Source organism: Streptomyces zaehneri (assembly GCF_032248645.1).
Taxonomy (GTDB): Bacteria; Actinomycetota; Actinomycetes; order Streptomycetales; family Streptomycetaceae; genus Streptomyces; species Streptomyces coriariae.
This window is the reverse complement of record NZ_JASTTJ010000003.1, coordinates 564,563-586,343: the sequence shown is the minus strand read 5'-3', so window position 1 is coordinate 586,343 and position 21,781 is coordinate 564,563. Positions and strand designations below refer to the sequence as shown.

The 21,781-nt window shown below is 72.4% G+C and carries 20 protein-coding genes, 2 pseudogenes and 1 riboswitch; of the genes and pseudogenes, 9 read left to right on the top strand and 13 right to left on the bottom strand.

All coding sequences use genetic code 11. The features are described from left to right. The first annotated feature begins 63 nt into the window (after positions 1–63). The 3 genes from QQM72_RS08320 (at position 64) to QQM72_RS08310 (ending at position 2,715) form a co-directional block, all read left to right on the top strand. Complete coding sequence (locus tag QQM72_RS08320) at positions 64–603, top strand: ArsR/SmtB family transcription factor (RefSeq protein ID WP_314220118.1); 540 nt, start codon at positions 64–66, stop codon at positions 601–603. Next, positions 600–1,895, top strand: a complete 1,296-nt coding sequence (locus QQM72_RS08315) for an MFS transporter (protein ID WP_314220117.1) — start codon at positions 600–602, stop codon at positions 1,893–1,895. Before QQM72_RS08320 ends, QQM72_RS08315 begins: the two co-directional genes overlap by 4 nt. A gap of 283 nt (positions 1,896–2,178) precedes the next feature. Further along, positions 2,179–2,715: a GNAT family N-acetyltransferase gene (locus QQM72_RS08310; RefSeq protein WP_399076392.1), complete on the top strand. Its 537-nt coding sequence runs from the start codon at positions 2,179–2,181 to the stop codon at positions 2,713–2,715. An 89-nt stretch (positions 2,716–2,804) separates the two neighbouring features. Here the strand turns inward: QQM72_RS08310 and QQM72_RS08305 are convergent, their stop codons facing one another. Then, positions 2,805–4,292, bottom strand: coding sequence for a sensor histidine kinase (locus tag QQM72_RS08305; protein ID WP_314220115.1), 1,488 nt, complete (start codon positions 4,290–4,292; stop codon positions 2,805–2,807). A gap of 68 nt (positions 4,293–4,360) precedes the next feature. Then, on the bottom strand, positions 4,361–5,110 hold the full coding sequence (locus QQM72_RS08300; RefSeq protein ID WP_314220114.1) for a response regulator transcription factor: 750 nt from the start codon (positions 5,108–5,110) through the stop codon (positions 4,361–4,363). Positions 5,111–5,355: 245 nt separating this feature from the next. On the opposite strand from QQM72_RS08300, the gene QQM72_RS08295 reads away from it, so the two are divergent. Further along, positions 5,356–6,708 carry a ferredoxin reductase family protein gene (locus tag QQM72_RS08295; protein WP_314220113.1) on the top strand — a complete coding sequence of 451 codons (1,353 nt, stop codon included), beginning with the start codon at positions 5,356–5,358 and terminating at the stop codon, positions 6,706–6,708. Positions 6,709–6,715: 7 nt separating this feature from the next. Continuing rightward, entirely contained in the window at positions 6,716–7,210 is a 495-nt protein-coding gene (locus QQM72_RS08290) for an FMN-binding protein (RefSeq protein WP_314220112.1), read from the top strand. A 360-nt stretch (positions 7,211–7,570) separates the two neighbouring features. Here QQM72_RS08290 and QQM72_RS08285 read toward each other — a convergent pair whose 3' ends face one another. After that, positions 7,571–8,011: a pyridoxamine 5'-phosphate oxidase family protein gene (locus QQM72_RS08285; RefSeq protein WP_314220111.1), complete on the bottom strand. Its 441-nt coding sequence runs from the start codon at positions 8,009–8,011 to the stop codon at positions 7,571–7,573. Positions 8,012–8,225: 214 nt separating this feature from the next. Here QQM72_RS08285 and ppk2 point away from each other — a divergent pair, with 214 nt between their 5' ends. Further along, a complete protein-coding gene (gene ppk2 / locus QQM72_RS08280; protein ID WP_314220110.1) occupies positions 8,226–9,029 on the top strand; it encodes a polyphosphate kinase 2 in 804 nt (267 codons plus the stop codon). A gap of 194 nt (positions 9,030–9,223) precedes the next feature. On the opposite strand, the gene QQM72_RS08275 is transcribed toward ppk2, so the two are convergent. After that, positions 9,224–10,168 carry a universal stress protein gene (locus tag QQM72_RS08275; RefSeq protein ID WP_314220109.1) on the bottom strand — a complete coding sequence of 315 codons (945 nt, stop codon included), beginning with the start codon at positions 10,166–10,168 and terminating at the stop codon, positions 9,224–9,226. A 152-nt stretch (positions 10,169–10,320) separates the two neighbouring features. Next, positions 10,321–10,950: a DoxX family membrane protein gene (locus tag QQM72_RS08270; protein ID WP_314220108.1), complete on the bottom strand. Its 630-nt coding sequence runs from the start codon at positions 10,948–10,950 to the stop codon at positions 10,321–10,323. 217 nt (positions 10,951–11,167) lie between these two features. Between QQM72_RS08270 and QQM72_RS08265 the strand changes: the two genes are divergently transcribed. Together QQM72_RS08265 and QQM72_RS08260 are read left to right on the top strand one after the other, a co-directional pair. Continuing rightward, positions 11,168–12,880: a SulP family inorganic anion transporter gene (locus tag QQM72_RS08265; protein ID WP_314220107.1), complete on the top strand. Its 1,713-nt coding sequence runs from the start codon at positions 11,168–11,170 to the stop codon at positions 12,878–12,880. 248 nt (positions 12,881–13,128) lie between these two features. Beyond that, positions 13,129–13,248, top strand: a pseudogene (locus QQM72_RS08260) (DNA-binding response regulator); the annotation flags it as partial. A gap of 36 nt (positions 13,249–13,284) precedes the next feature. Here the strand turns inward: QQM72_RS08260 and QQM72_RS08255 are convergent. Then, complete coding sequence (locus QQM72_RS08255; RefSeq protein ID WP_314220106.1) at positions 13,285–14,046, bottom strand: alpha/beta fold hydrolase; 762 nt, start codon at positions 14,044–14,046, stop codon at positions 13,285–13,287. Positions 14,047–14,110: 64 nt separating this feature from the next. Between QQM72_RS08255 and QQM72_RS08250 the strand changes: the two genes are divergently transcribed. Next, entirely contained in the window at positions 14,111–14,521 is a 411-nt protein-coding gene (locus tag QQM72_RS08250) for a MarR family winged helix-turn-helix transcriptional regulator (RefSeq protein ID WP_314220105.1), read from the top strand. A 109-nt stretch (positions 14,522–14,630) separates the two neighbouring features. Here the strand turns inward: QQM72_RS08250 and QQM72_RS08245 are convergent, their stop codons facing one another. The 7 genes and pseudogenes from QQM72_RS08245 to QQM72_RS08220 all read right to left on the bottom strand — a co-directional run bounded on the left by QQM72_RS08245 (position 14,631) and on the right by QQM72_RS08220 (position 21,738). After that, positions 14,631–16,208 carry a protein kinase domain-containing protein gene (locus QQM72_RS08245; RefSeq protein WP_314220104.1) on the bottom strand — a complete coding sequence of 526 codons (1,578 nt, stop codon included), beginning with the start codon at positions 16,206–16,208 and terminating at the stop codon, positions 14,631–14,633. Between the two features lie 735 nt (positions 16,209–16,943). Next, positions 16,944–17,456: a peptide-methionine (S)-S-oxide reductase MsrA gene (msrA, locus tag QQM72_RS08240; protein WP_054238819.1), complete on the bottom strand. Its 513-nt coding sequence runs from the start codon at positions 17,454–17,456 to the stop codon at positions 16,944–16,946. A 349-nt stretch (positions 17,457–17,805) separates the two neighbouring features. Then, positions 17,806–18,939, bottom strand: a complete 1,134-nt coding sequence (locus QQM72_RS08235) for an FAD-dependent oxidoreductase (protein WP_314220103.1) — start codon at positions 18,937–18,939, stop codon at positions 17,806–17,808. A gap of 133 nt (positions 18,940–19,072) precedes the next feature. Beyond that, positions 19,073–19,254: pseudogene (locus QQM72_RS40845) on the bottom strand (MFS transporter); the annotation flags it as partial. 138 nt (positions 19,255–19,392) lie between these two features. After that, positions 19,393–20,154, bottom strand: a complete 762-nt coding sequence (locus QQM72_RS08230; RefSeq protein WP_314220102.1) for a CbtA family protein — start codon at positions 20,152–20,154, stop codon at positions 19,393–19,395. 25 nt (positions 20,155–20,179) lie between these two features. Further along, positions 20,180–20,401, bottom strand: coding sequence for a CbtB domain-containing protein (locus QQM72_RS08225; RefSeq protein WP_020129103.1), 222 nt, complete (start codon positions 20,399–20,401; stop codon positions 20,180–20,182). Between the two features lie 37 nt (positions 20,402–20,438). Next, positions 20,439–20,582: riboswitch (cobalamin riboswitch) on the bottom strand. Positions 20,583–20,661: 79 nt separating this feature from the next. Next, positions 20,662–21,738 (bottom strand): enoyl-CoA hydratase/isomerase family protein, encoded by a 1,077-nt coding sequence (locus QQM72_RS08220; protein WP_314220101.1) that lies wholly within the window; start codon positions 21,736–21,738, stop codon positions 20,662–20,664. Positions 21,739–21,781 lie beyond the last annotated feature (43 nt).

Here is a 21,781-nt window from a genome sequence, read left to right as displayed (position 1 = left end):
GGATCCCGGAGGCTCGCGCGAATCCCCTTGCGCAATGGTCAAGAATCGTTGACCATTGTTCGCATGCCTACCGATGATCTTCCCGAGACGTTTCACGTCACGACGGACGACCAGCTGCGCGCCGTCTCCAATCTCACGCGTCACCGGATCATGGCCGTGCTCCGCTTCGAGCCGGCGACGATCACTCAGATCGCCGATCGGGTGGGCCTCGCGAAGGGGAGTTCCAGTTACCACGTGCGGCTGCTGGAGCGGGCAGGCCTGGTGAAGGTGGTACGGACACGGAAGGTGCGGGGTGTCACCGAGCGGTACTACGCGATGGCCGCGCGGACGATCGCACTGCCGGATCCGGGCGAAGGAGGGCCGGATGTGCTGATGCGCCATGCGGTGGCGGACCTGGAGGCGTCGCCGGCGGACGGCGAGCGGCACGTGCGGATGGCGCATCTGCGGCTCACCGAGGAGCGGTTCGCGGAGCTGGGGGCGCGGCTGGAGGCACTGGCGGACGAGTACCGGGAGCTGTCCGATCCGGCGCTGCCGGACGCGTCACTCGTCTTCGCGCTGTTCCACCCGGCATCGCGGGCGCAGGCCGAGGGGGGCGCGAAGTGACCTCAGGCGTTGGGAAGTTGCCGACCGGGTTCGGACGGCTGTGGACTGCGCAGACGGTGTCCTCGCTCGGTGACGGGGTGTCGCATGCCGCGCTGCCGCTGATCGCGTTGACGTTGACGCGGGATCCGATGGCGCTCGCCGTCGTCACGGCCGCCGGGACGCTGCCGTGGCTGCTCTTCGGGGTGCTCGGCGGTGCGCTGGTGGACCGCTGGGACCGCCGGCGCACGATGTGGGTCGCGGACGCGGCGCGTGCGGTACTGCTCGCGATACCCGCGGCGGCGGCCGCGCTCGACGTGCTGAGCATTGCGCTGCTCGCGGCCGTCGCCTTCCTGCTCGGCCTCGGCGGGCTCTTCTTCGACACGGCCGCCACGGCCTATCTGCCGGATCTGCTCCGCCGCGACCCCGCGCTCCTGGAGCGCGCCAACTCCCGCCTGCGCGGCGCCCAGACCGCCATGTCCGGTTTCGCGGGGCCGCCCGCGGGCAGTGCGCTGCTCGCGCTCGGGCGGGCGGTTCCGCTGCTCACCGACGCGGTGTCGTTCATGCTCTCCGCACTGCTCGTACGTACGCTGCCCGCCACGCCCCGGCCCGTGCCGGAGGTCCGCGAGTCGCTGCTTCGGCAGGCGCGGGCCGGGGCCTCGTACGTCTTCCGGGACCGGTTGCTGCTCGGGCTCGCGCTCCGCCCGGCGGTCGGGAACGTCGCCTTCCTCGCCGTGGAGACCGTCCTCGCCCTCTTCGCCCACGACCGCCTCGGCATCGACACCTACGGCTTCGGCCTGCTCCTCACGGCGGAGGCGACCGGCGGCCTGCTCGGCGCAGGCATCGCCTCCCGCCTTGGCCGACGACTCGGCACCGGCACCGCGCTGACCTGCACAGCTGCCGTCGAAGGGCTTGCCGTCCTGGGCCTGGCCGCTGCCCCGGACCCGTACGTGGCCGGACTGGCGCTCGCCGTCTGCGGGGCCGGCATGGGCGCCACGATGGTGCTCGCGCCCTCCCTCCGGCAGGCGATCGTCCCCGCCCACCTCATGGGCCGGGTCGCCTCCACCTCCCGCATGCTGGCCATGTGCGCCGCCCCTGTCGGGGCCTTCCTCGGCGGCTGGCTGGCCACCGCCTACGACATCCGCACCCCGCTCTACGCCGCCTCCGTCCTCCTCCTGGCGATGACGGCCGTCACGGCGTCCATGACCAGCAACCGCCGGGTCGAAGAGGCGCTGCGTGCCGCCGCCCCGGTCGGCGGTCCGGATCACCCGGCAGCCAGGGATCATGCCCAGGAGAGCGCACCTGACCGGGTGTGACGCCCTGCCGCGAAGGCGTCACAACTGGCTGTTCGAGGGCACCGCTCCCGCCGTGGTCGTCCTGATCGCCACCGCGGTCACGCTCCTGTGGCGTCGCGCCGTTCGCCCGGCCCGGCGCGGGCCCACGACCCGGTGCACTCGTCCTCGCCCGGCAGAACGTGGTCGACGGGCCCTGGGCAGCGGCCGGGAAACCCGGGCACCGCAGGCAGGCTCGGAAATGCTCAAGCGCCGTTCCCACGGCCGATCTCCCTCAACCCGGCCCGTCGCAAGAAGTCGCTTCCCGATGCGTAATACTCTCCTGATGAACTCAGGCATTACGCCCAGGGGCGGGCCGATCGCCATACGCCGGGCCGTGGCGCGGGACGCCAAACGGCTCACGCGGCTCGTGCGTGGCTCACGCGCCTACGAAGGTCCGTATGCGCCCATGGTCGCGGACTACCGGGTGGGTCCCGACTACATCGAGACCCACCGCGTCTTCGTGGCCCTCGCCGCCGACGAGGACCACGGCCCCGTCCTCGGGTTCTACTCGCTCGTCCTCGCCCCGCCGGAGCTCGATCTGCTGTTCGTGGCCGACGGAGCACAGGGACGCGGCATCGGACGGCTGCTCGTGGCGCACATGAAGTCCGAGGCCCGCGCCGCCGAGCTCGACCGCGTCCTGGTGGTGTCGCATCCGCCCGCCGAGGGCTTCTACCGCGGCGAGGGTGCCGTGCGTACCGGGACCGTGTCCGCGAACCCTCCGGCCGTGGCGTGGGACCGCCCCGAGTTCGAGTTCCTCATCCCGCCCGATGTGGCTGCGGCACGCGGCAGCGCAGTCGAGTGAGGTGACGACTCCACCCGCTCGGCGACCCGGCCACCGACCGCGGGACCGCCTCGAGCGGCCTCCACGACCCGTTGGACATCGGTAGCCGATCACCCCTCGCCCACGGGGATCCTGACCGTGAACGTGGTCGAGCCGGGGACGCTTTCGAGGGCGACGCCACCACCGTGGGCCTCCGCCACGGCCGCCACGATCGACAGGCCGAGACCGGTGCCGGTGCCGGTGCCGCTCTCCACGCCCTCCGCGCGGCGGCGATCCCCGTGGGTGAAGCGCTCGAAAACCCTGGGCCGGACGTCCGCGGCGACGCCGGGGCCGTCGTCGTGGACCTTGAGCACCGCCGTGCCGTCGTCGGTCTCCAGCGAGATGGTGATCGTGCTGCCGACCGGTGTGTGCAGGCGGGCGTTGGCCAACAGGTTCGCCAGCACCTGGTGGAGCCGGTGGGCGTCACCCGTCACGGTCACGGGTTCCTCCGGCAGCTCCAGCGTCCAGCGGTGTCCGGGGCCCGCGGCCTGCGCGTCCGTCACGGCGTCCAGGACCAGGCGGGTCAGGTCGACAGGCAGACGTTCCAAGGGGCGGCCCGCGTCGAGGCGGGCCAGGAGCAGCAGGTCGTCGACCATCTCTCCCATGCGGGCCGCTTCGGCCTCGATGCGCTCCAGGGCCCGCGCCACCTTCTGCGGCACCGGGCCGGGGTGCAGCAGCGCCAGTTCCGCGTGGCCGCGGATCGACGCCACGGGAGTGCGCAGCTCGTGGCTGGCGTCGGCGGCGAAACTGCGCAGCCGCTCTTCACTCGCGTGCCGTTTGGTCAGCGCGTCCTCGACGTGGCCGAGCATCGCGTTGAAAGCGTCGGCGACCCGACCGACCTCGCTGCGCGGGTCGGCCTCGGGCGCGCGCGGCCAGAGCCCCACCTCGCCGCTGGAGAGCGGAAGCCGACTGACCTTCGTGGCGGTCGCGGCCACCCTGCTGAGGGGGCGCAGCGACCAGCGCACCCAGAGCGCGCCCGCGAAGCCGGCCACCGCCAGGGCGGCGCCGAAGACGACCGCGGCGACCAGTTCCAGCCGGTGGACGGTGGCCTCGACGGGTTCCATCGGCAGCCCGGTGATCAGTACATCGCCGTCCCTGCCCTGAACCGCCATCACGCGGTAGTCGTCCAGCGCGGAGAGATCGACGGTGTGCCCTCTGCCGTCGGCCGGCACATCGGCGAGCGTTCTCGCGTCCGCGGCCCCGAGCACGACGTCCAGCGCGCCCGCGCCGGAGCCGGAGCCGGAGCCGACCACCGCGGCGTTCGTGACCGTGTCGCCGACGAGCCGGGCACCGAAGGTGCCGACGGTCTGCCGGCGGGTGTCGCCGTCCGCGTCCTCGTCGCCGTCGTGGTCGCCGCCGCGGTCGGACGGGAGCGTCCCGCCGTGCTCCAGGCTCGCCGGGAACCGTTCGCCCGCGTCCTGCAACTGCTGGTCGAGGCGGCCGGTGAGGAAGCCGTTCAGCTCCACCACCGCCGCCACCCCGACGGCCGCGCAGCTGACCGCGAGCAGCACGACGAGGCCGGCGGTGAGCCGCGCCCGCAACGTGTGCGGCCGGGGCATCCGGACCGGCCACCGCCTCGCCCCGCGCCGGAGCGGACCGCGTGCGAGGCGCTGTCGCGACCACGTCCTCACCGGGCCACCGGCTTGAGCACGTATCCGGCGCCCCGCACCGTGTGGATCATGGGCGGGCGTCCCGCGTCCACCTTCTTGCGCAGGTAGGAGATGTACAGCTCGACGACATGGGCCTGCCCGCCGAAGTCGTAGGACCACACCCGGTCGAGGATCTGTGCCTTGCTGAGGACGCGTCGCGGGTTGCGCATGAGGAAGCGCAGCAGTTCGAACTCCGTCGGGGACAGCTCGACGAGCTCGCCCCCGCGGGTGACCTCGCGGGCCTCCTCGTCCATCACCAGGTCGCCGACGGTCAGCCGCGGCCCGTCCGCCAGCTGCCGGGCCATGCCCGCCCGGCGCAGCAGTCCGCGCAGGCGGGCGACGACCTCCTCCAGGCTGAACGGTTTGGTCACGTAGTCGTCGCCGCCCGCCGTGATGCCCGCGATGCGGTCCTCGACCGCGTCCCGTGCGGTCAGGAAGAGCACGCACACGTCGGGGCGCACGGCACGCAGCGAGCGCAGCACGGCGAAGCCGTCGGTGTCCGGCAGCATGACGTCGAGGACGATGGCGTCGGGCAGCAGCTCGCGGGCCTCGGCGACGGCCGAGACGCCGTCGCCCGCCGTGCGTACCTCCCAGCCGTCGTAGCGCAGGGCACCGGACAGCACCTCGGCGAGGTCGGGGTCGTCGTCGACGACGAGGACCCGGAGCGGGGTGCCGTCGGTCCGGGTCAGCACGGGACGGCCGGAGCCGCGGGGGCGGGAAGTGTTCATCTCGGTTACCAGGATGCGGTCTCGCCGCGTCGTGGGCTGCCTTCTCGACCTCTGAGTTCGCTCTGAGTCCGCTCTGAGTCCGCCGTGCCGCCGCGCCGCCGCGGTCGGCCGGACGGCCCTCCCCACCTGCGGCGGGGCCGCGGCAGCCCGCCGTTCGCTGAGAGCGGGCTCAGAGGTTGCGTCGGCACAGTGTCGTCCGGACGGCCGAAGAACGAGGTCGTCGGGACAGCCGAAGGGACATGCGGATGACGACGGCCTACGCACGACGAAGCGTCGCCCCGGCGCCTCCGGCGCCACGGCGCTCCCCCGTCGGCCCCGTGCTCGCCGTCCTGTGGGGCGGTGCCGCCGCCGTGGTCGCCCTGTGGTGGCACGACACGGGGTCGGTCGTGGGCGCCGCGGGCTGGCTGACGGGGGCCGGGCGCATCGCGGGACTGCTGTGCGGGTACGCCTGCGCCGTTCTCGTCGCCCTGATGGCCCGCGTCCCGCTGCTGGAGGTGCGGATCGGGGCGGACCGGGTGACGCGCTGGCACGCCATGGCGGGCCGCTACACGATCTGTCTGCTGGTCGCGCACGTCGTGCTGATCCTGCTCGGGTACGCCGCCCAGGACGGTTCCTCGCTCTGGGACGAGACGCTCAACGTGGTCCTGAACTACCCGGAGATGCTGAAGGCCACCGCCGGAACCGTCATCCTCTTCGCGGTCGGGATCACCTCGGCCCGCGCGGTACGCCGCCGCGTCAGCCACGAGTTCTGGTTCTACACGCACCTGCTGACGTACGCCGCGGTCTTCCTCGCCTTCGGCCACCAGCTCGCCCTGGGGTCCGATCTCGTCGGCAGCGGGCCCGTCCAGGCCGCCTGGTACGCGCTGTACCTGGGCGTCGCGGCCCTGGTGGTGTGGTTCCGGATCCTCGCCCCGGTACGGCTGAACCTGCGGCACCGGCTGCGGGTGGACTCGGTGCACCGGGAGGCGCCGGGCGTGTACTCCGTCGTCGTCCGCGGCCGGCGGCTGGACGAGATGGGCGCGCGGCCGGGGCAGTTCCTGCGCTGGCGGTTCCTCACCGAGGGCATGCGCTGGACCTCCAGTCCGTACTCCCTGTCGGCGCCGCCGCAGCAGGACCTGCTGCGCATCACCGTCAAGGCGCTGGGCGACCACAGTGCCGCCGTCGGCCTGCTGCGGCCGGGCACCCGCGTGTGGGCGGAGGGGCCCTACGGGGCGCTGACCGCGGACCGGCAGAGCGCGCACAAGTCCCTCCTGATCGCGGGCGGCGTCGGCATCACCCCGCTGCGGGCCCTGTTCGAGACGCTGCCCGGCGACGTCACCCTTCTCTACCGCGCCCGCACGGCCGAGGACCTCGCGCTGGGCGCCGAGCTGGAGACCGTCGCGCGGTGGCGCGGGGCGAAGGTGCTGTACGCGCTCAACGGTCCCGACGGCCGGAGGCCGGACCTCACGGCCTCTTCCCTGCGCGCGGCCGTGCCCGACCTGGACGCCCACGACGTGTACCTGTGCGGCCCGCACGGGTTCGCGCAGGACCTGTACCGAGCGCTGCGCGCCGCGGGGGTCCCCGACCGCCGTATCCACCACGAGTCCTTCGAGCTGTGAGGCCGTCTTGCACACGTTGAAGAAGAACCGTCCGCTGCGTCGCATCGTGCTGGCAAGCGCCGCGACCGTCTCCGGGATGGTGCTGCTGCTGTCGCTGAAGCCGCACACCACGCCGGCCGTCGCGGGGTTGGCGTCCGCTCCCGCACCGTCGAGCAGTTCCAGCACGTCGGGCGGGACGGCCGGATCGGACGGGTCGAGCGGGTCGAGCGGATCCGCCACCACGGGAACCCAGACCCTCACCGGGGACTCCGTACAGACCCGCTGGGGCCCCGTCCAGGTCCGCGTCACGCTGAAGGACGGAAAGCTCACCGACGTCACCGCGATCACCTACCCCCAGGAGAACCCGAGGGACCAGCAGATCAACGCGTACGCCATCCCGCAGCTCACCAGAGAGGCGCTCACGGCCCAGAGCGCCGACATCGACACCGTCTCCGGAGCCACGTACACCAGCGACGGCTACCGCGAGTCGCTCCAGTCGGCACTGGACTCCGCGAGCGGCTGAGCCCTGCCTGCCCGTCCCGCTGCCCCCTGCCCCGTGCCCCCTGCCCCTATCAAGTGGCCGTCCGCAGGGTGCGGTAGCGAACCGAGCCGGGTGCCGAGCCTCCGCTCGGCGCCTTCGACGCCGCCCGCGGCGGGTCTGACCTGCACCGCTTCCCCCAGCGCAGAGGTGAGAGGGCCGTCCGGCCCACGGCGGGGGCCCATCGGTACCTGTGGGAACCGCGTGACCCGAGAGACAGTGGATGCAGGAGCGGCACCGATCCCCCGCGGTGTCGCTCCGTTGTGCTCGGGCCCGCCATCCGCCGGCAGATGGGTGCGCGCCCGCGTCGCCGGCACCGGTCGGGCCGTTGATCTTCCCGTCGGTTCAGGAAGGAGAGCGCACGCCTTGCGCGGAGCGTCCGCCGACGAGTTCGCGTCCGGTGACCAGCTCCGGCTCGATGCGCACGAAGACCTCCCGCGACGCCGGCGCCCAGGAACGCGGCCCGGTCCGCAGCAGTCGTAGGTGCTCCGCGGGGTCGGTCACCACGGTGGCCGTTCCCATGACGACGACGCTCCAGCCGGAGTGGGCGGCGGCGTCGACTTCGTCGGCCTCGAAAGCGACCAACGCCGCGTCGATCGCGCTCACCAGCTCCGAGAAGGCCGACGTACGCACCAGCACCGCACCGTCGCGGTCCAGACGGAAGTTGACCGGCAGAACCGCGGGCAACGCCTGCCGCGTGTAGACGATGCGCCCCACGGGCACGGTGGGAAGCAGCCGTAGGCACTCCAGCCGGTCGAGTTCGCGGAATCCGTCGTCGGCGTCCATCAGCCTTCTCCAGTTCGCCGTCTCCCAGGTCCCGCGGCAGCGGGCCGGCCATCGGACGGATCCGTCCGGCGGCCGGACAGTTGACGGCGCGCCAGTGCGCGTCCAGGGTGCGCAGCTCTTCGTCTGTCAGTACGGTGGCGTCCTGGTGTTCGACCCTTGGACATGGTGGGGCTCCGGAAGTCGTCGGCGTGGATCAACGGGTGGTGGAGGCGGCATGGCCGGCAAGAACGCGGCGCGGCTGCCGCGCAAGGCGTACGAGAAGGAACTGCTGCGGCTGCAGACGGAGTTGGTGAAGCTCCAGGAGTGGGTGCGAGCCACGGGCACCCGGCTGGTGGTGGTCTTCGAGGGACGGGACGCGGCAGGCAAGGGCGGGACGATCAAGCGGGTCGCCGAGCATCTCAACCCGCGGGTGGCCCGCATCGCGGCGCTCCCGAAGCCGACCGAGCGCGAACGCACCCAGTGGTACTTCCAGCGGTACGCGGAGCATCTGCCGGCGGCCGGGGAGATCGTGCTGTTCGACCGGTCCTGGTACAACCGGGCCGGGGTCGAGCACGTGATGGGCTTCTGCACGAAGGAGGAGCACCAGCTCTTCCTCCGCCAGTGTCCGATCTTCGAACGCATGCTGGTCGAGGCCGGGGTCGTGCTGCGCAAGTACTGGTTCTCGGTGAGCGACACCGAGCAGCAGGAGCGCTTCCGGCGCCGGCTGGAGGACCCGCTGCGGCGGTGGAAGCTCTCGCCGATGGACCTGGAGTCGATCACTCGCTGGGAGGCCTACTCCCGCGCCAAGGACGAGATGCTGGTGCACACCGACATCACCGAGGCGCCCTGGTATGTCGTGGAGAGCGACGACAAGCGCCGGGCACGGCTGAACATGATCGCCCATCTGCTGTCGTCCGTGCCGTACCGCGAGGTGCCGCCTCCGGTGCTGGAGCTCCCGGAGCGGCCGCCGTCCACCGGCTACCAGCGCCCGCCGCGGGATCTCCAGACCTACGTCCCCGACCACGCGGCGAACCTCTGAGCAGCCGGGCATCGCTCTCACCACCGCTCGGGTACGACCACGACACCGCAGGCGGAGTGCCCTCGCACCGCTCGCGGAGGGAGCGGAGGCAGGCGTACGCCGGCCGCAGCCGCGGGCTCACCGGGCACGCGTAAGGCCGCTGCCTTCATGGGTCTCTTCTCCTCGCGAGTGACCGGGCGGGTGGATCAGCCGTGTCAGCCGTGGGGGACGACGGCTACGGGGGCGGTGCAGTGGTGCAGGACGGCGTACGTGACGTGCCCGATGTGGGCGCCGAACGGACTGCGGCGGATACGCCTGCCCATGACGACGAGGGAGGCCTCCCGGGCCGCGTCCACGACGTGGACGGCCCCGCTGCCGCAGCGGGACTCCTCGACGACCTCCACGTCCGGGAACTTCTGCCGCCAGGGAGCCAGGACGTCGGCCAGCGCCTGGGCGTCGCTCAGGGCCAGCGCCTCGTACAGGGCGGGGCTGGCGGGCGTGCCGTACGCGTAGTAGGGCGGCGGGTTCCAGCCGTGGACGACCCGCAGGGACGTCGCGCGGCTCCTGGCCGCGTCGAAGGCGAACTCGATCAGCGTCTCGTCCGGGTGCTCGACGTCGAGTCCGAGCACCACGGGCCGGAAGGGTGTCGCGGCGGAGGGAACACCTGCCGGGTCCGGCTCGTGCTCGTCGGCGGCCGCCTCCAGCGCCCGCACCAGCACGACCGGGCGGTCAGCGTGGGCGATCGCGAAGAGGCCGACCGAGCCGACCAGGAAGCCGGCGATCCCACCGAGGCCGCGCGAGCCCAGGACGAGGAGTTCGGCGCTCTTCGCCGCCTCGGCCAGCGCGTCACCGGGGTGACCGGAGACCTGCTCCGTGCGCACCTCGACGCCGGGATGACGCAGCCTGACACCCTCCGCGGCCTCCCGGGAGATCCTCTCCCAGCCTTCGGCCGGGGAGACCCCCGTCTCTCGTCGCTCGGTCCGGTGCCGCTGGGTCTCGGCTCCGAGAAGCGGAGCCTCGGCCATGGGCTCCGGCACCGGTTCCCAGACGTGGACGATCTTCAGAGGCCGGCCACGCAGCCTCGCTTCGCGAGCCGCCCATTCGGCGGCTGCCCGGCTCTCCTGCGAGCCGTCGAGACCTACGGTGATGGTGCGGAGCATGCTCTCCACCTCCTGGGGCGAGGGATCCGATTCCAGAGTCGTGTTCGGGCCATTCCTCGTGCAGGGGCCACTGGTCCCGGATCGGGACCGACCGACCCCCCGCACGGCTCGGCGCGGAGAGCCGGGTGACGGGCCCACCGCGCCGCCCGCGTTCAGCGCAGCCAGCCGTGGTCACGCACGATCGGCAGCCGGGCCCAGACCCGGCCGGCACCGAGGGTGTCACCGGCCGCGGCAGCGGCCAGGACGATCAGCGCGATGGCATAGACCAGGTGGTAGTCGGCGAACGGATTCGTCGACATACTGAGCGACCCGTCCGAGAGGTGCTTGGCCGGCGGCCACTCGGCAACCCACATCAAAGCCATCATCACCGCCCCGGCCACAGCGGCGAGCCGCAGCGCGACACCGAGGACGAGAGCCAGGCCTATCCCGAGCAGACCGAGCATGAACAGCCAGTCCGCCCACGGCTCACCCGCCCAGGAACGGAACGTGGACTCCATCGGCCCCACCGCCACGGAACCGAGGAAACCCTTCGTCGGCGATCCACCGTCGACCCAGCCCCTGCCCGACCCGGTGGCGTAACCGAGACCGAAGGTCTTGTCGAGGAACGCCCACAGAAAGACGAACCCGGTCAGCAGACGCAGCGAGGCCAGGGCGTAGGCCCGGACGGTGCCCGTGCCGGTGCCTGCCGACACGGCCGACTCGGATGCGGTGGCGGTCCGGTTCCTGCGCAGCGACGACAGACGGAAGCCGGAGCTCCGGTGCAGGTGCTCGTGCACGGACATGATGGGATTTCCCTTCGAAGCGGTCGGGGCCTTGCCTGACATGACTCACCCTGGTCCTGTGCACCGGACGACGCCGGATGCCGAAGGTCCGTGCCGGCGGGCCGAACGGCCCTGCTTTCCATAGCCGTTGGGCCGACTACGGCACGCTGGGCACACGGGCTCTCGCCCTGGCACTCGTGTCCGGTGGATCATGAGGGCAGACGACGGAAGGCGGCGCATGTACAAGACCTCGGGCAGACAGGTCCCGCAGTGGCGCCGGCTGGTGCCCGGTCTCGTCGCGCTCCTCGGCTACCGGCGCGCATGGCTCACGGGCGATCTGCTCGCCGGGGTGACCGTGGCCGCCTACCTGGTGCCGCAGGTCATGGCCTACGCGGGCGTGGCCGGGCTGCCGCCGGTCGCCGGCCTGTGGGCGATCCTCCCGGCCCTCGGGCTGTACGCGGTGTTCGGTTCCTCGCGGCTGCTGTCGGTCGGCCCCGAGTCCACGACCGCCCTCATGACGGCCGCCGTGGTCGCACCGCTCGCCGCCGGGGACGCCGGGCGTTACGCGTCGCTCGCGGCGGCGCTCGCCGTCACGGTCGGGCTGCTCTGCCTGGTCGCCCGGGCGGTCCGGCTGGGCTTCCTCGCGGACCTGCTGTCCCGCCCCGTTCTGATCGGCTATCTCGCGGGCGTGGCGCTCATCATGATGGTGGACCAGCTGCCCAAGCTCACCGGCGTGCGGACGACGGGTTCGGAGTTCTTCCCCCAGGTGTGGTCCTTCCTCGTCCACCTGCCCGACGCGGACCCGGCGACCGTCGTCTTCTCCGCCGTCGTCCTCCTGTTCCTCTTCGTGACGGCCCGTTACGCCCGCGCCGTGCCCGGCCCGCTGGTCGCCTTCGTCCTCGGGACCGCCGCGGTCGTGGTCCTCGACCTCGACGGGCGATACGGGCTCAAGGTGATCGGCGAGGTTCCGGGCGGTCTGCCGAGCCTTGCCGTCCCGGACCTGAGCGAGCTGCCGCACCTCGTGCTGCCGGCGCTCGGCGTGCTGCTGGTCGCCTACACCGACTTCATCCTCACCGCGCGGGCGTTCGCCGACCACGACGACGAAGGCCCCGGGCTCGACGCCGACCAGGAGTTCCTCGCCCTGGGAGCGGCCAACCTGGGCGCCGGGGCGCTGCACGGCTTCCCGGTGAGCAGCAGCGCCAGCCGCACCGCCCTCGCCTCCTCCGCGGGCGCCGGCAGCCAGGCGTACTCGCTGGTGGCAGGGGCGGTGGTGCTCGCCGTGCTGCTGTTCCTGAGCCCGCTGCTGGCGCGGACGCCCTCCGCGGTGCTCGGCGCGCTCGTCGTCTACGCGGCGGTCCGCATGATCGACCTCGCCGGCTTCCGGCGGCTCGCCTCCTTCCGCCGCCGCGAACTGCTCCTGGCGCTCGGCTGTCTCGCGGGCGTGCTCGCCCTCGACATCCTGTACGGGGTGATCGTGGCGGTCGGCCTGTCGGTGGCCGAGCTGCTGACCCGGGTGGCGCGTCCGCACGACGCCGTCGAAGGCCTGGTCCCCGGTGTGGCCGGCATGCACGACGTCGACGACTACCCGCAGGCCCGGACGATTCCCGGGCTGCTGGTCTACCGCTACGACTCGCCCCTGTTCTTCGCCAACGCGGACAACTTCCGGCGCCGGGCCCTGGCCGCCGTCGACGAACAGAGCGAACCCGTCCGCTGGTTCGTCCTCAACACCGAGGCCAATGTCGAGGTCGACATCACCGCCCTCGACGCGGTCGACGCCCTGCGCCGCGAGCTGACCCACCGCGGCATCCTGTTCGCCCTCGCGCGGGTGAAGCAGGACCTGATGAACGACCTGGAGGCGTACGGCCTCGTGGACACGGTCGGCGCGGACCGGATGTTCCCCACGCTCCCGACCGCCGTTGCCGCGTACCACGCGTGGCTCGACCGTCAGTAGCCCGAGAGCTCCTCTTCGGTGCAGTACGGCGCGATCCATGGGCCAGGTGGCCCGTGGCCTGCCCGCAGGGCCCCGCACACGCCGGCCTCGGAAGTCCGGACACCCCGCTGCGGGGGCACACCACCCCGGACTCGAACGTGCGCACATACGTGCGGGACGGTGTCGTGAGGCTCGTCGGCCGGGTCCGGGGCACCTCCTGACGGACCTCCTCGACGCCGAACCCGGCATCTCGGTGATCGGCGACGCCGACCGTCAAGAACAACATCTCCCGCCTGCTGGCCAAGCTGGGCGTGCAGCGCCGGGTCCAGGCCGCCGTCCTCGCCTCCCGCCTGGAGCACCCGGAGGCGGGCGAACGCCGGACCGGGTGACGCGGCCGGCCTCGCTCGTGACCCGTCGGCCACTCCTCAACGGCGCCCGGTCTCCGCGGCGAAGGCGTCGAGCAGGGAGAAGGTGCGCGCAGGCTGTTCGAGATGGGGCAGGTGGCCCGCTTCCGGCACGACTTCGAAGCGGGCGTCGCCGAACGAGGCTGCGTACTCCTTGCCGTATGCCGGGGTCGCGATGCGGTCGCTCTCGCCCCACAGGACGAGGGCGGGGGTGGTGACGGCGGCGAGGCGGGGGCGGAGGGTGGGGTCGCTCATGGCGGGGCCGCCGGAGAAGACGCGCAGGGCCGCCATGTTGGCCTGGAAGACGGCGAGTCGCTCGGCCGGGACGGTGGCCGGGTCGACGTAGAAGCGCTCGGGGTCGTGGTAGGCGTACTCGGCGACGCCGCGCGCGTCGAGGGTGAAGAAGTCCCGGATCGGTTCGCCGTCGACCTCGATGCCGACCGAGTTCACCAGAACGACCCCGCTGATCAAACCCTGCGTGTCGGCCGTGGCCAGCTCGGCTGCGATCCAGCCGCCGAGCGAGGAGCCGACGACCAGGACGTCGGACAGGTGGCGGTCGTGGAGGAGGCGGAGGTAGGCGGCGGCGAGGTCGGCCACGTGGGTGAAGTCGTCGGGCCGGGGGGTGCCGTTCCAGCCCGGGTGGGTGGGCAGCAGGGTGTGGGCCGTCGCGGCGAAGTGCTCGGCGATCGGGGCGACGGTGGCGGGGCCGCCGCCGCCGTGCAGGACGAGGACGGGGCGGCCGGCGGCGGGGCCGGATTCGGTGAGCGTCAGTTCCGGAGTCATGACGAGGACTGTAACTAAGGATATTTAGATAAGCAAGTTTAGTCAGGGTGCTAGCCTGAGGAGCATGTCCGTTGAACCACAGACCCTCGGAAGGGCCGTGAAGGCCGTCCAGTACCGCCAGCACCGAGCACTCGACAGCCGCCTGGCGTCCGTCGGCAGCACGCTCGCGCAGTGGGACGCGCTACGGGCGATCGCCCGCACGCCGGGCTCCAGCGCACGTGAGCTGGCGGCGGCGACGTTCCAGAGCGAGCAGGCGTTCGGCACGCTGGCCGGACGCCTGGTGGCGCAGGGACTGGTGGACCGGCGCCCCGGGCGCGGCCGCCGTTTCGAACACCACCTCACTCCCGAGGGGGAGCGGGTACTGGAGGCCGGCCACGAGGTGGCGAACTCGGTGCTCACGGAGTGCTTCGAGGGTCTGACGGAGCCGGAGCGAGAAGCACTGCTGGGACTGCTGCGCAAGCTCGAGGAGCACTGAGATCTCACCGTCCGGGCGGGGAACACCGCCTGGGCGAGCGTGGGTTGGGCATCCGGTACCCAGCCGGCTCACGCCACGGGGGCGCGGCCCGTCCCGGGCACCGGAAGGGTCAGTTCTCCGTTCCCGCCGACCAGAGCACGGTGTCGCCGGACGTGATCACGACGTTTCCGTCGGCCTGGAACACGAGGACCGCTCCTGGGTGGCCATTGGTCCGTGAGGCCCACACGGGCTGTCCGCCACTGTTGTAGACGACCAGGTTGCCGTCCGCCTGGAAGCGGGCGCTGTTGCTCTCGCCGCTGGTCATCGCGGCCCAACGCGCCTTGCGGTCCTGGTCGTAGATCACCAGGTTGCCGTCCGGCTGGATGATCAGACTCCTGGCCCCGGTCCCCACGGACTCTCCGGTGGCCAGCTCGAGCGGGGCCTGTACGACCTTGGGTGCCGCGTCCCCTTCCTGGGGCTCCTGGCTCTTCTGGGCCTCCTGGGACTCCTGAGGCTCCTGGTCCGAGGCGGACGGCGTCCTGCCCGTGGCGGCCGGGGCGGCCGAGCCGGACGGCCGTCCCTGCGCGGACGGGGAGGAGTCGGCCGAGGAACGCTGTGTACCGAAGTGGACGGCGGCCACCACGGCCACCACGACCGCGACCGCCGCGACGGCCGTGGTCAGCAGCCAGGCGGGCCGAAGCCGCCGACGGGGCTCCGCCGAGGCGGCGAGGACGGTGTCGGACCGTGCCGTCGTCGGAGCCGGTCCCTGACCGGCAACGACCGCCGTGGCGTGCTGCGCGAGGTCGACCAGGGTGTGCGCCGCATGCTCGGTCTGCGTCAGCTCTCCGGCGAGAATCGCGGGTCCGTCCGCGGGCCAACGCCCGGTCCTGGCGCCCGTCTCCTCCAGCCATGCGCCCAGCCGGGCCGCCGTCGGACGCTCGGCCGGGTCCTTGGCCAGACACGCGGCGAGCAGCGGCACCAGCTCCGGGGGGACGCCTGCGAGGTCGGCGTCCTCGTGGACCACTCGGTACATCAGGGTGGCCGCGGGGATCTGCTCCCCGGCGCGCGAGAAGGGGCCGCGTCCGGTCGCGGCGTACACCAGCGTGGCGGCCAGCGAGAACACGTCGGCGGGTTCGGCGGCGACGCTGCCGATGGCCTGGTCCGGTGCGAGAAAGCCGGGGGAACCCACAGAGACACCGAGGCGGGTGTGGCGACTGTCGTCGGCGGCCCGTGCGACCCCGAAGTCGATCAGCCGTGGGCGGTCGCGGGCCAACAGGACGTTCCCCGGCTTGACATCCCGGTGCGCGAGGCCGGCCTGATGCACGGCCTGGAGAGCGCCGCACAGTTCGGCGGCGAGGGCGAGCGACGCGGCCTGCGGCAGCGGGCCGTGGGCCGCGACCCATTCGGCCAGCGACGGCGCGGGCACGTACTCGGTGGCCAGCCACTGCGGGCGCTGGCCCGGGGCGCTGTAGTCCACGACGGTCACGGTCCACGGCGAACGGACGCGGTCGCTGTTGCGTATCTCGCGGGCGAACCGCTCCTCGAAACCCGGCTCGGAGCTGAGATCGTCGCGGATCGTCTTCAGCGCGAGCAGCCGGCCCGAACCCGTACGGGACAGGAACACCTGCCCCATGCCGCCCGCACCGAGCCGGCCGAGCAACGGATAGCCGCCTATGGATGTCGGGTCCGAAGGCTGAAGGTTGTTCATGACGACTGTTCCCCGGAAGTGTGCGTCAGCGCTCGAACCCACGCGCTGGGCCTTGGCTTGCGTGCTGGTGAGCAGGGTGGTCCGCGCTCGCAAGTATGCCGGACGGGTTCCCTCTTGGCGCTTGTCTCCAACTCGCCCACGGCGAGCAGACGTTGTGCCCGGCCCGGGCTTGCCGGGACCGTCGGCCCCGACCACGAGGACCGGCAGCCGTCGCGGAACCGGCAGATATCCGCACGACAGCGGGAGATCGCCCGACCTCACCCACCCGGTCCCGGGCACCGCAGGCCGGGTGACACCGGTTCGGCAGGACGTCTGCGCACACCACTCGCGCCCCGCCCGGCTCCCGCCCTTGTGCCCCGGAGCTTCCCCGCTCCTGCCCTTACAGACCCGGGCCTCATCCCTCGGGCTTCCCTCAGGCTTCCCTGGGACTTCCCTCCGGCTGCCCTCGCCCTCCCCCCGCGGCTGCCGCGCCGAATTCGGCACGCCCGCCACGGCCCCGCGGGCGGCAGGGTTCGAAGCTCGCGCTCCTGCGCCACCGCCGCCTCCCAGGCGCGCAGGGTGTCGCCGAAGAGGCGCCGCCGCGCCGGTTCCAGCGGGATCAGCGGCGCCAGGGTGGGCGCCACCTCGACCCGCGCAGGGAAACCCGAAACCCGCCGACCTGCCCTACGTCCCGCACGCCGTACGTCCCGCACGCCGAGGCCCCGGAGCAGAGATCAGAGGCCTCGGCGGAGTGGTTCAGCCCTGGGTGCGGGCCGGAAGCCGCCATCCCGGGCGCGGGAAGTGGCAGGTGTAGCCCTCGGGGTAACGCTCGAGGTAGTCCTGGTGCTCGGGCTCGGCCTCCCAGAAGGGGCCGACCGGCTCGACCTCGGTGACGGCCTTGCCCGGCCACAGTCCGGAGGCGTCCACGTCCGCGATGGTGTCCTCGGCGACCCGCTTCTGCTCGTCGTCCACGTAGTAGATCGCCGAGCGGTAGCTGAGGCCGATGTCGTTGCCCTGGCGGTTCTTGGTGCTCGGGTCGTGGATCTGGAAGAAGAACTCCAGGAGCGTGCGGAAGTCGGTCTTCTCGGGGTCGAAGAGGATCTCGATGGCCTCCGCGTGGGTGCCGTGGTTACGGTACGTCGCGTTCGGTACGTCACCCCCGGTGTATCCGACCCGGGTCGCCGTCACGCCCGGGAGCCTGCGGATCAAGTCCTGCATCCCCCAGAAGCATCCGCCCGCCAGTACGGCCCTCTGCGTCTGCGCTGCCATCTCAGCACCTTCCGTATCTCTCGTCCCGGCCGCTCGAGCCGCTCGCTCGCACACCGTCGACGTACCAGCCTGTGTGGATACAACAGCACGTGAGAGGCCCGAACAATTCCGTGCCCGCACAGTCGGTCACGGCTCGTCGTCGAATCGAGGCGCACGTCGAATCGATGCAACGCGTGAGGTGATCGTTCCATGCTGGAACCGGCGATCCCGGGCTTCTCGCCGAAGGCCCTGCGCCGGGTCATGAGCTGCGCCGCAGGGTCTCCCGGCTGATCGACCGCACGCGCCCCGTCAGCGACGGCGGCCTCCGTCCGATGATCAACCGGCCGGCCAAGGCGGGACTCCTGGTGCGTCAAGCCGATCCCCGGGCCGGCGCCGCCCGCTTCGCTCCCCTGACCTGTGCCGTGCGTCCCAGGCGGAAGCGGGGATGCGGCTCGGCGCGGCCGGTGGCGAGGTCGGCGGCCATCGCGCCGATGAGCGGGGCGAATTTCGCGCCGTGCCCGGAGCAGGGGGAGACGATGACGAAGGGGCCGTGGCGGTCCAGGACGAAGTCCTCGTCCGGGGTGGTGGTGTAGAGACAGGTCGCCTCGGCGACCGGGTTGGGCTCGAGGCCCGGGAGGCGGTCGCGTACGAAGCCGCTCACCCGCGTCCGCGACGACGGATCGACGACCCCGCTGCGGGTGCGGGCGGTGGCGGGCGTGCCGCGGTCGTGCTCGGCGACCTTGACCGCCGGGAGCGGGCCCCCGTCGCTTCCGGACGGCAGGCCGTAGAGGTGCAGCGCGCCGTCCCAGATCAGGGTCGGCCACCTGACGGACGGGTCCCGCTGCCGGAAGTGGAAGACCTGCTGCTGGGTCACCGCCAACGGAGGCAGCGAGAAGGGCAGTTCGAGCTCGGGCAGCCAGGCGCCGGCCGCGATCACCACCGTGTCGGCGACGATCTCGCGGCCGTCGTCGGTGTGCAGGCGCACCTTCTCGCTCCCCCGGACGTCGATGCCGGTGACGCGGGCGCCGATGACCGCCCGCGCTCCGTGTTCGATCGCCCGCCGTACGCAGGTCCCCACGGTCTCGTCGGCGTCGACCACGCCCGCTTCCGGGTGGTGGAGCACCGGACCGGTGACGCGGATGTACGGCCAGCGCTCGGCGGCGGCTTCCGCGCCGAGGAGTTCGTGGGGCACTCCGGCCGCGCCGAGGAGGTCGGCGAGGGCCTTCGGGTCGTGGTCCTCGCCCATGTCGAGCCCACCGGTAGTGCGCAGCAGGGAGGCCGAACCGTCGTCCTCCAGCTCCCGCCACTGCTCGTAGGCCTGTCCGGTCAACCGCACGTAGAACGGGTCGGCGTACACCCGCCGGAAGATCCGTGAGCTGCCGTGCGAACTTCCGTGCCGGTGGCCGATGTCGTACGCCTCGACGAGCGTGACCTCGTGGCCTCGGCGGGCCAGTTGCCAGGCGGTGGCCGCGCCCATGAGTCCGGCGCCGACGACGGCGATCACAGTCCCTCCCCGGGGATCCGGTCGGTGCCCGCGAGCGGGATGCGGGTCATGACAGCAGACTCGATCGTACGGGCGACCAGGTCCTCGGGTTCCCGGTGGAGGGGGTGGGTCCGGGGTGGGCCTTGCCGAAAGCGGCGGCGGTCACGACGATCGCGCCACCGCGACCGGCAGGGCGTACCCGCAGATCAGCCGTCCCGCCGCGGCCTCGGACACCGCAAGGCTGCGGCTCACTTGCGCAAGCGGCCCCGCGATCGCGGACTCGGTCGGACCGATCCCGAATCCACCGAGAGCGAGCGCGACGAGCCCGGCGGGCATCCGCCGGGTACGAACGGCCGGTCGGATGTCCGTGTCGCCGTCTTCGCGGGGCGCTCCGGCCGCTGATCCGGCGTCGGCTCGCGCACACGAGAGGGCCCCGGGACGGGGCCCTCTCGTCGGATCGTCGTGCCGGTCGGGTCAGTGCGGGGCGGCCACCGGCGTGCCCGCGGTCACCGTGGCGGGCTTGGGGTGCAGCAGCCGTTCGGCCAGTTCACCGAAGACGAGGCCGAAGCCTGCCCAGAGCGTGACCTGCATGGCGAGGGCGGACAGGCGGAACCGCCACAGCAGGGCGGCCGGGAAGTCGCCCGGCACCTCGTTGACGGCGGGCAGGAACTCGTAGGCCAGCCCGATGACGAGCACGAAGCCGAGGACGGCCGCGACGGTGGCGTTCCAGGGGCCGAGCCTCGGTGCGAGCCGCTTGCCCAGGATCACCGCGGCGACCGCGAGCAGCACGCTGAGCACCATCATCAGGAAGTACAGCGTGGTGCGCTTGCCGATGGTGTCGCCGTCACCGACCGCGGGCGGATTGGCCGGGTACTTCAGGAACGGCACGACGTACACGGCGAGCAGGGCGGTCCCCGACAGCAGAAGGGCCGTGGCCCGCGGGGTGAACCGGCCGACGCGGCCGAGGGCGAAGCAGAAGGCGAGGGCGGCGATGCCGCCGAAGGCCACCCCGTAGATCAGCACGCCGGTGGCGAGGCCGGCGGTGGACTGGAGGCTGCGGGACACGAGTTCCACCTCGTGGTGCTCGTGGCCCGCGGCGTGGGACTCCTCGAAGCCGATCGCGCTGTCGACGTTCGGCTCGCCGAGGAAGTAGGCGACGATCAGGGCGAGCACGCCGGCGCCGAGGCCGGCGAGCATGCCCCGCACGAGGAGGTTTCTTACCGTTGCGGAGTTCATGGGTGTGCCGGGGTTCCCCTCGGGATCAGTGGCAGGGGAAACCGAGCAGGTGGCGGGCGTCGTGCACCCACTCGTGAACGTCCTCGCCGGAGACGACGGCTGTCGCGCCCTGCTCCGCGCCGACGAAGTACAGCAGGACCAGCATCAGGACGCCGAAGAAGACCGCCCACGGGGCGATGTCCTTCAGCGGCAACTTGGCGGGTACGACAGGCGTGGTGGTAGTCGGCTGGGCGACATGCTGCGCCATGGCAGAACCTCCTCTGGGAGTTCGCGTCCCATCTCGGTGGTGCACATGACGACGGCCACGGGTCTGACTCGCGGTGTGTGCCCCTTCGGGGTACACCGTCCACAGTGGCGCGACCGTGCCGGGTTCTCACCGGCTTCCGTCTCGCCGTCGTCGATATCAGAGCGACGGTATCGCGTGTCGGGCCCCCGGCCAATACCGCCCCACCTGGCGTGACCCCGCACTCCACGGCCAGGTGGCCCGGATCACCACGCCGGTTGCGCTCAGCGGAGCCCCTCCGCGGCGGTGTCGGGTCGGGCGAGCCCGAGTTCGCGCTCGCCGAGCGGGGTGAAGAAGCGCTCGACGTCGGCCCCGGTGACCTCGGCGAGGGTGGCCGGCGACCAACGCGGGTCCCGGTCCTTGTCGATGACCTGGGCGCGGATGCCCTCGACCAGGTCGGGCGTGGTCAGGGCGGCGCAGGAGACGCGGTACTCCTGTTCCAGCACCCGTTCCAGCGAGCCGAGCCGGCGGGCACGGCGCAGGGCGGCCAGGGTGACCTTGAGCGAGGTGGGCGACCTGGTCAGGAGGGTCTCCGCGGCCTCCTTCGCCGCCGGGTCGCCGTGGGCGAAGAGCCGTCGGACGATCTCCTCGACGGTGTCGGCCGCGTAACAGGTGTCGATCCACGCCCGCCGGCCGGCCAACTCGCCCGCCGGCAAGGGCTGTACGTGACGGTCCAGGGCATCCCGTACGGGTAGCACGGCGAGGTCGTCGGCCAGCCGCCGGAGGGAGGCGGACGGTACGCAGTGGTCGGCGAGCCCGCACGACACCGCGTCCCCGGCGCCGATCTGCGTGCCCGTCAGGGCGAGATGGGTGCCCAGTTCGCCCGGGGCGCGGGCGAGCAGGTGGGTGCCGCCGACGTCCGGCACGAAGCCGATGCCGGTCTCGGGCATCGCGATCCTCGACCGCTCGGTGACGACCCGGACGCTGCCGTGCGCGGAGACGCCGACCCCGCCTCCCATCACGATGCCGTCCATCAGGGCGACGTAGGGCTTGGGGTAGCGGGCGATGCGGGCGTTGAGGTGGTACTCGTCGCGCCAGAAGGCGGCCGAGGCGGTGCCGTCGCCGTCGCGGGCGTCGTCGTGGACGGCACGGATGTCGCCGCCCGCGCACAGGCCGCGCTCCCCCGCGCCGGAGATGACGACGGTCTCGACGGCCGGATCACGTTCCCATGCCGTCAGCGCGGCGTCGATGCGGCGCACCATCGCGTGGTTCAGGGCGTTGATGGCCCTCGGTCGGTTGAGCGTGATGTGGGCGGCTCGGCCGGTGGTGTGCAGCAGGACGGGCGCCTCGATGTCGCTCATCCGAGTGCCTCCGTCAGGCCGCGGGCCACGTTGACGCGCATGA

Coding starts and splice junctions, on each gene's coding strand:
- QQM72_RS08285 (WP_314220111.1), bottom strand. CDS start 8,011: ATGGACGCCGACGACGGATTCCGCGAACTCGACCGGCTGGAGTGCCTA.
- ppk2 (WP_314220110.1), top strand. CDS start 8,226: ATGGCCGGCAAGAACGCGGCGCGGCTGCCGCGCAAGGCGTACGAGAAG.
- QQM72_RS08275 (WP_314220109.1), bottom strand. CDS start 10,168: ATGCTCCGCACCATCACCGTAGGTCTCGACGGCTCGCAGGAGAGCCGG.
- QQM72_RS08255 (WP_314220106.1), bottom strand. CDS start 14,046: ATGACTCCGGAACTGACGCTCACCGAATCCGGCCCCGCCGCCGGCCGC.
- QQM72_RS08300 (WP_314220114.1), bottom strand. CDS start 5,110: ATGAACACTTCCCGCCCCCGCGGCTCCGGCCGTCCCGTGCTGACCCGG.
- QQM72_RS08320 (WP_314220118.1), top strand. CDS start 64: ATGCCTACCGATGATCTTCCCGAGACGTTTCACGTCACGACGGACGAC.
- msrA (WP_054238819.1), bottom strand. CDS start 17,456: ATGGCAGCGCAGACGCAGAGGGCCGTACTGGCGGGCGGATGCTTCTGG.
- QQM72_RS08230 (WP_314220102.1), bottom strand. CDS start 20,154: ATGAACTCCGCAACGGTAAGAAACCTCCTCGTGCGGGGCATGCTCGCC.
- QQM72_RS08245 (WP_314220104.1), bottom strand. CDS start 16,208: ATGAACAACCTTCAGCCTTCGGACCCGACATCCATAGGCGGCTATCCG.
- QQM72_RS08265 (WP_314220107.1), top strand. CDS start 11,168: ATGTACAAGACCTCGGGCAGACAGGTCCCGCAGTGGCGCCGGCTGGTG.
- QQM72_RS08270 (WP_314220108.1), bottom strand. CDS start 10,950: ATGTCCGTGCACGAGCACCTGCACCGGAGCTCCGGCTTCCGTCTGTCG.
- QQM72_RS08305 (WP_314220115.1), bottom strand. CDS start 4,292: ATGCCCCGGCCGCACACGTTGCGGGCGCGGCTCACCGCCGGCCTCGTC.
- QQM72_RS08250 (WP_314220105.1), top strand. CDS start 14,111: ATGTCCGTTGAACCACAGACCCTCGGAAGGGCCGTGAAGGCCGTCCAG.
- QQM72_RS08310 (WP_399076392.1), top strand. CDS start 2,179: ATGCGTAATACTCTCCTGATGAACTCAGGCATTACGCCCAGGGGCGGG.
- QQM72_RS08295 (WP_314220113.1), top strand. CDS start 5,356: ATGACGACGGCCTACGCACGACGAAGCGTCGCCCCGGCGCCTCCGGCG.
- QQM72_RS08220 (WP_314220101.1), bottom strand. CDS start 21,738: ATGAGCGACATCGAGGCGCCCGTCCTGCTGCACACCACCGGCCGAGCC.
- QQM72_RS08225 (WP_020129103.1), bottom strand. CDS start 20,401: ATGGCGCAGCATGTCGCCCAGCCGACTACCACCACGCCTGTCGTACCC.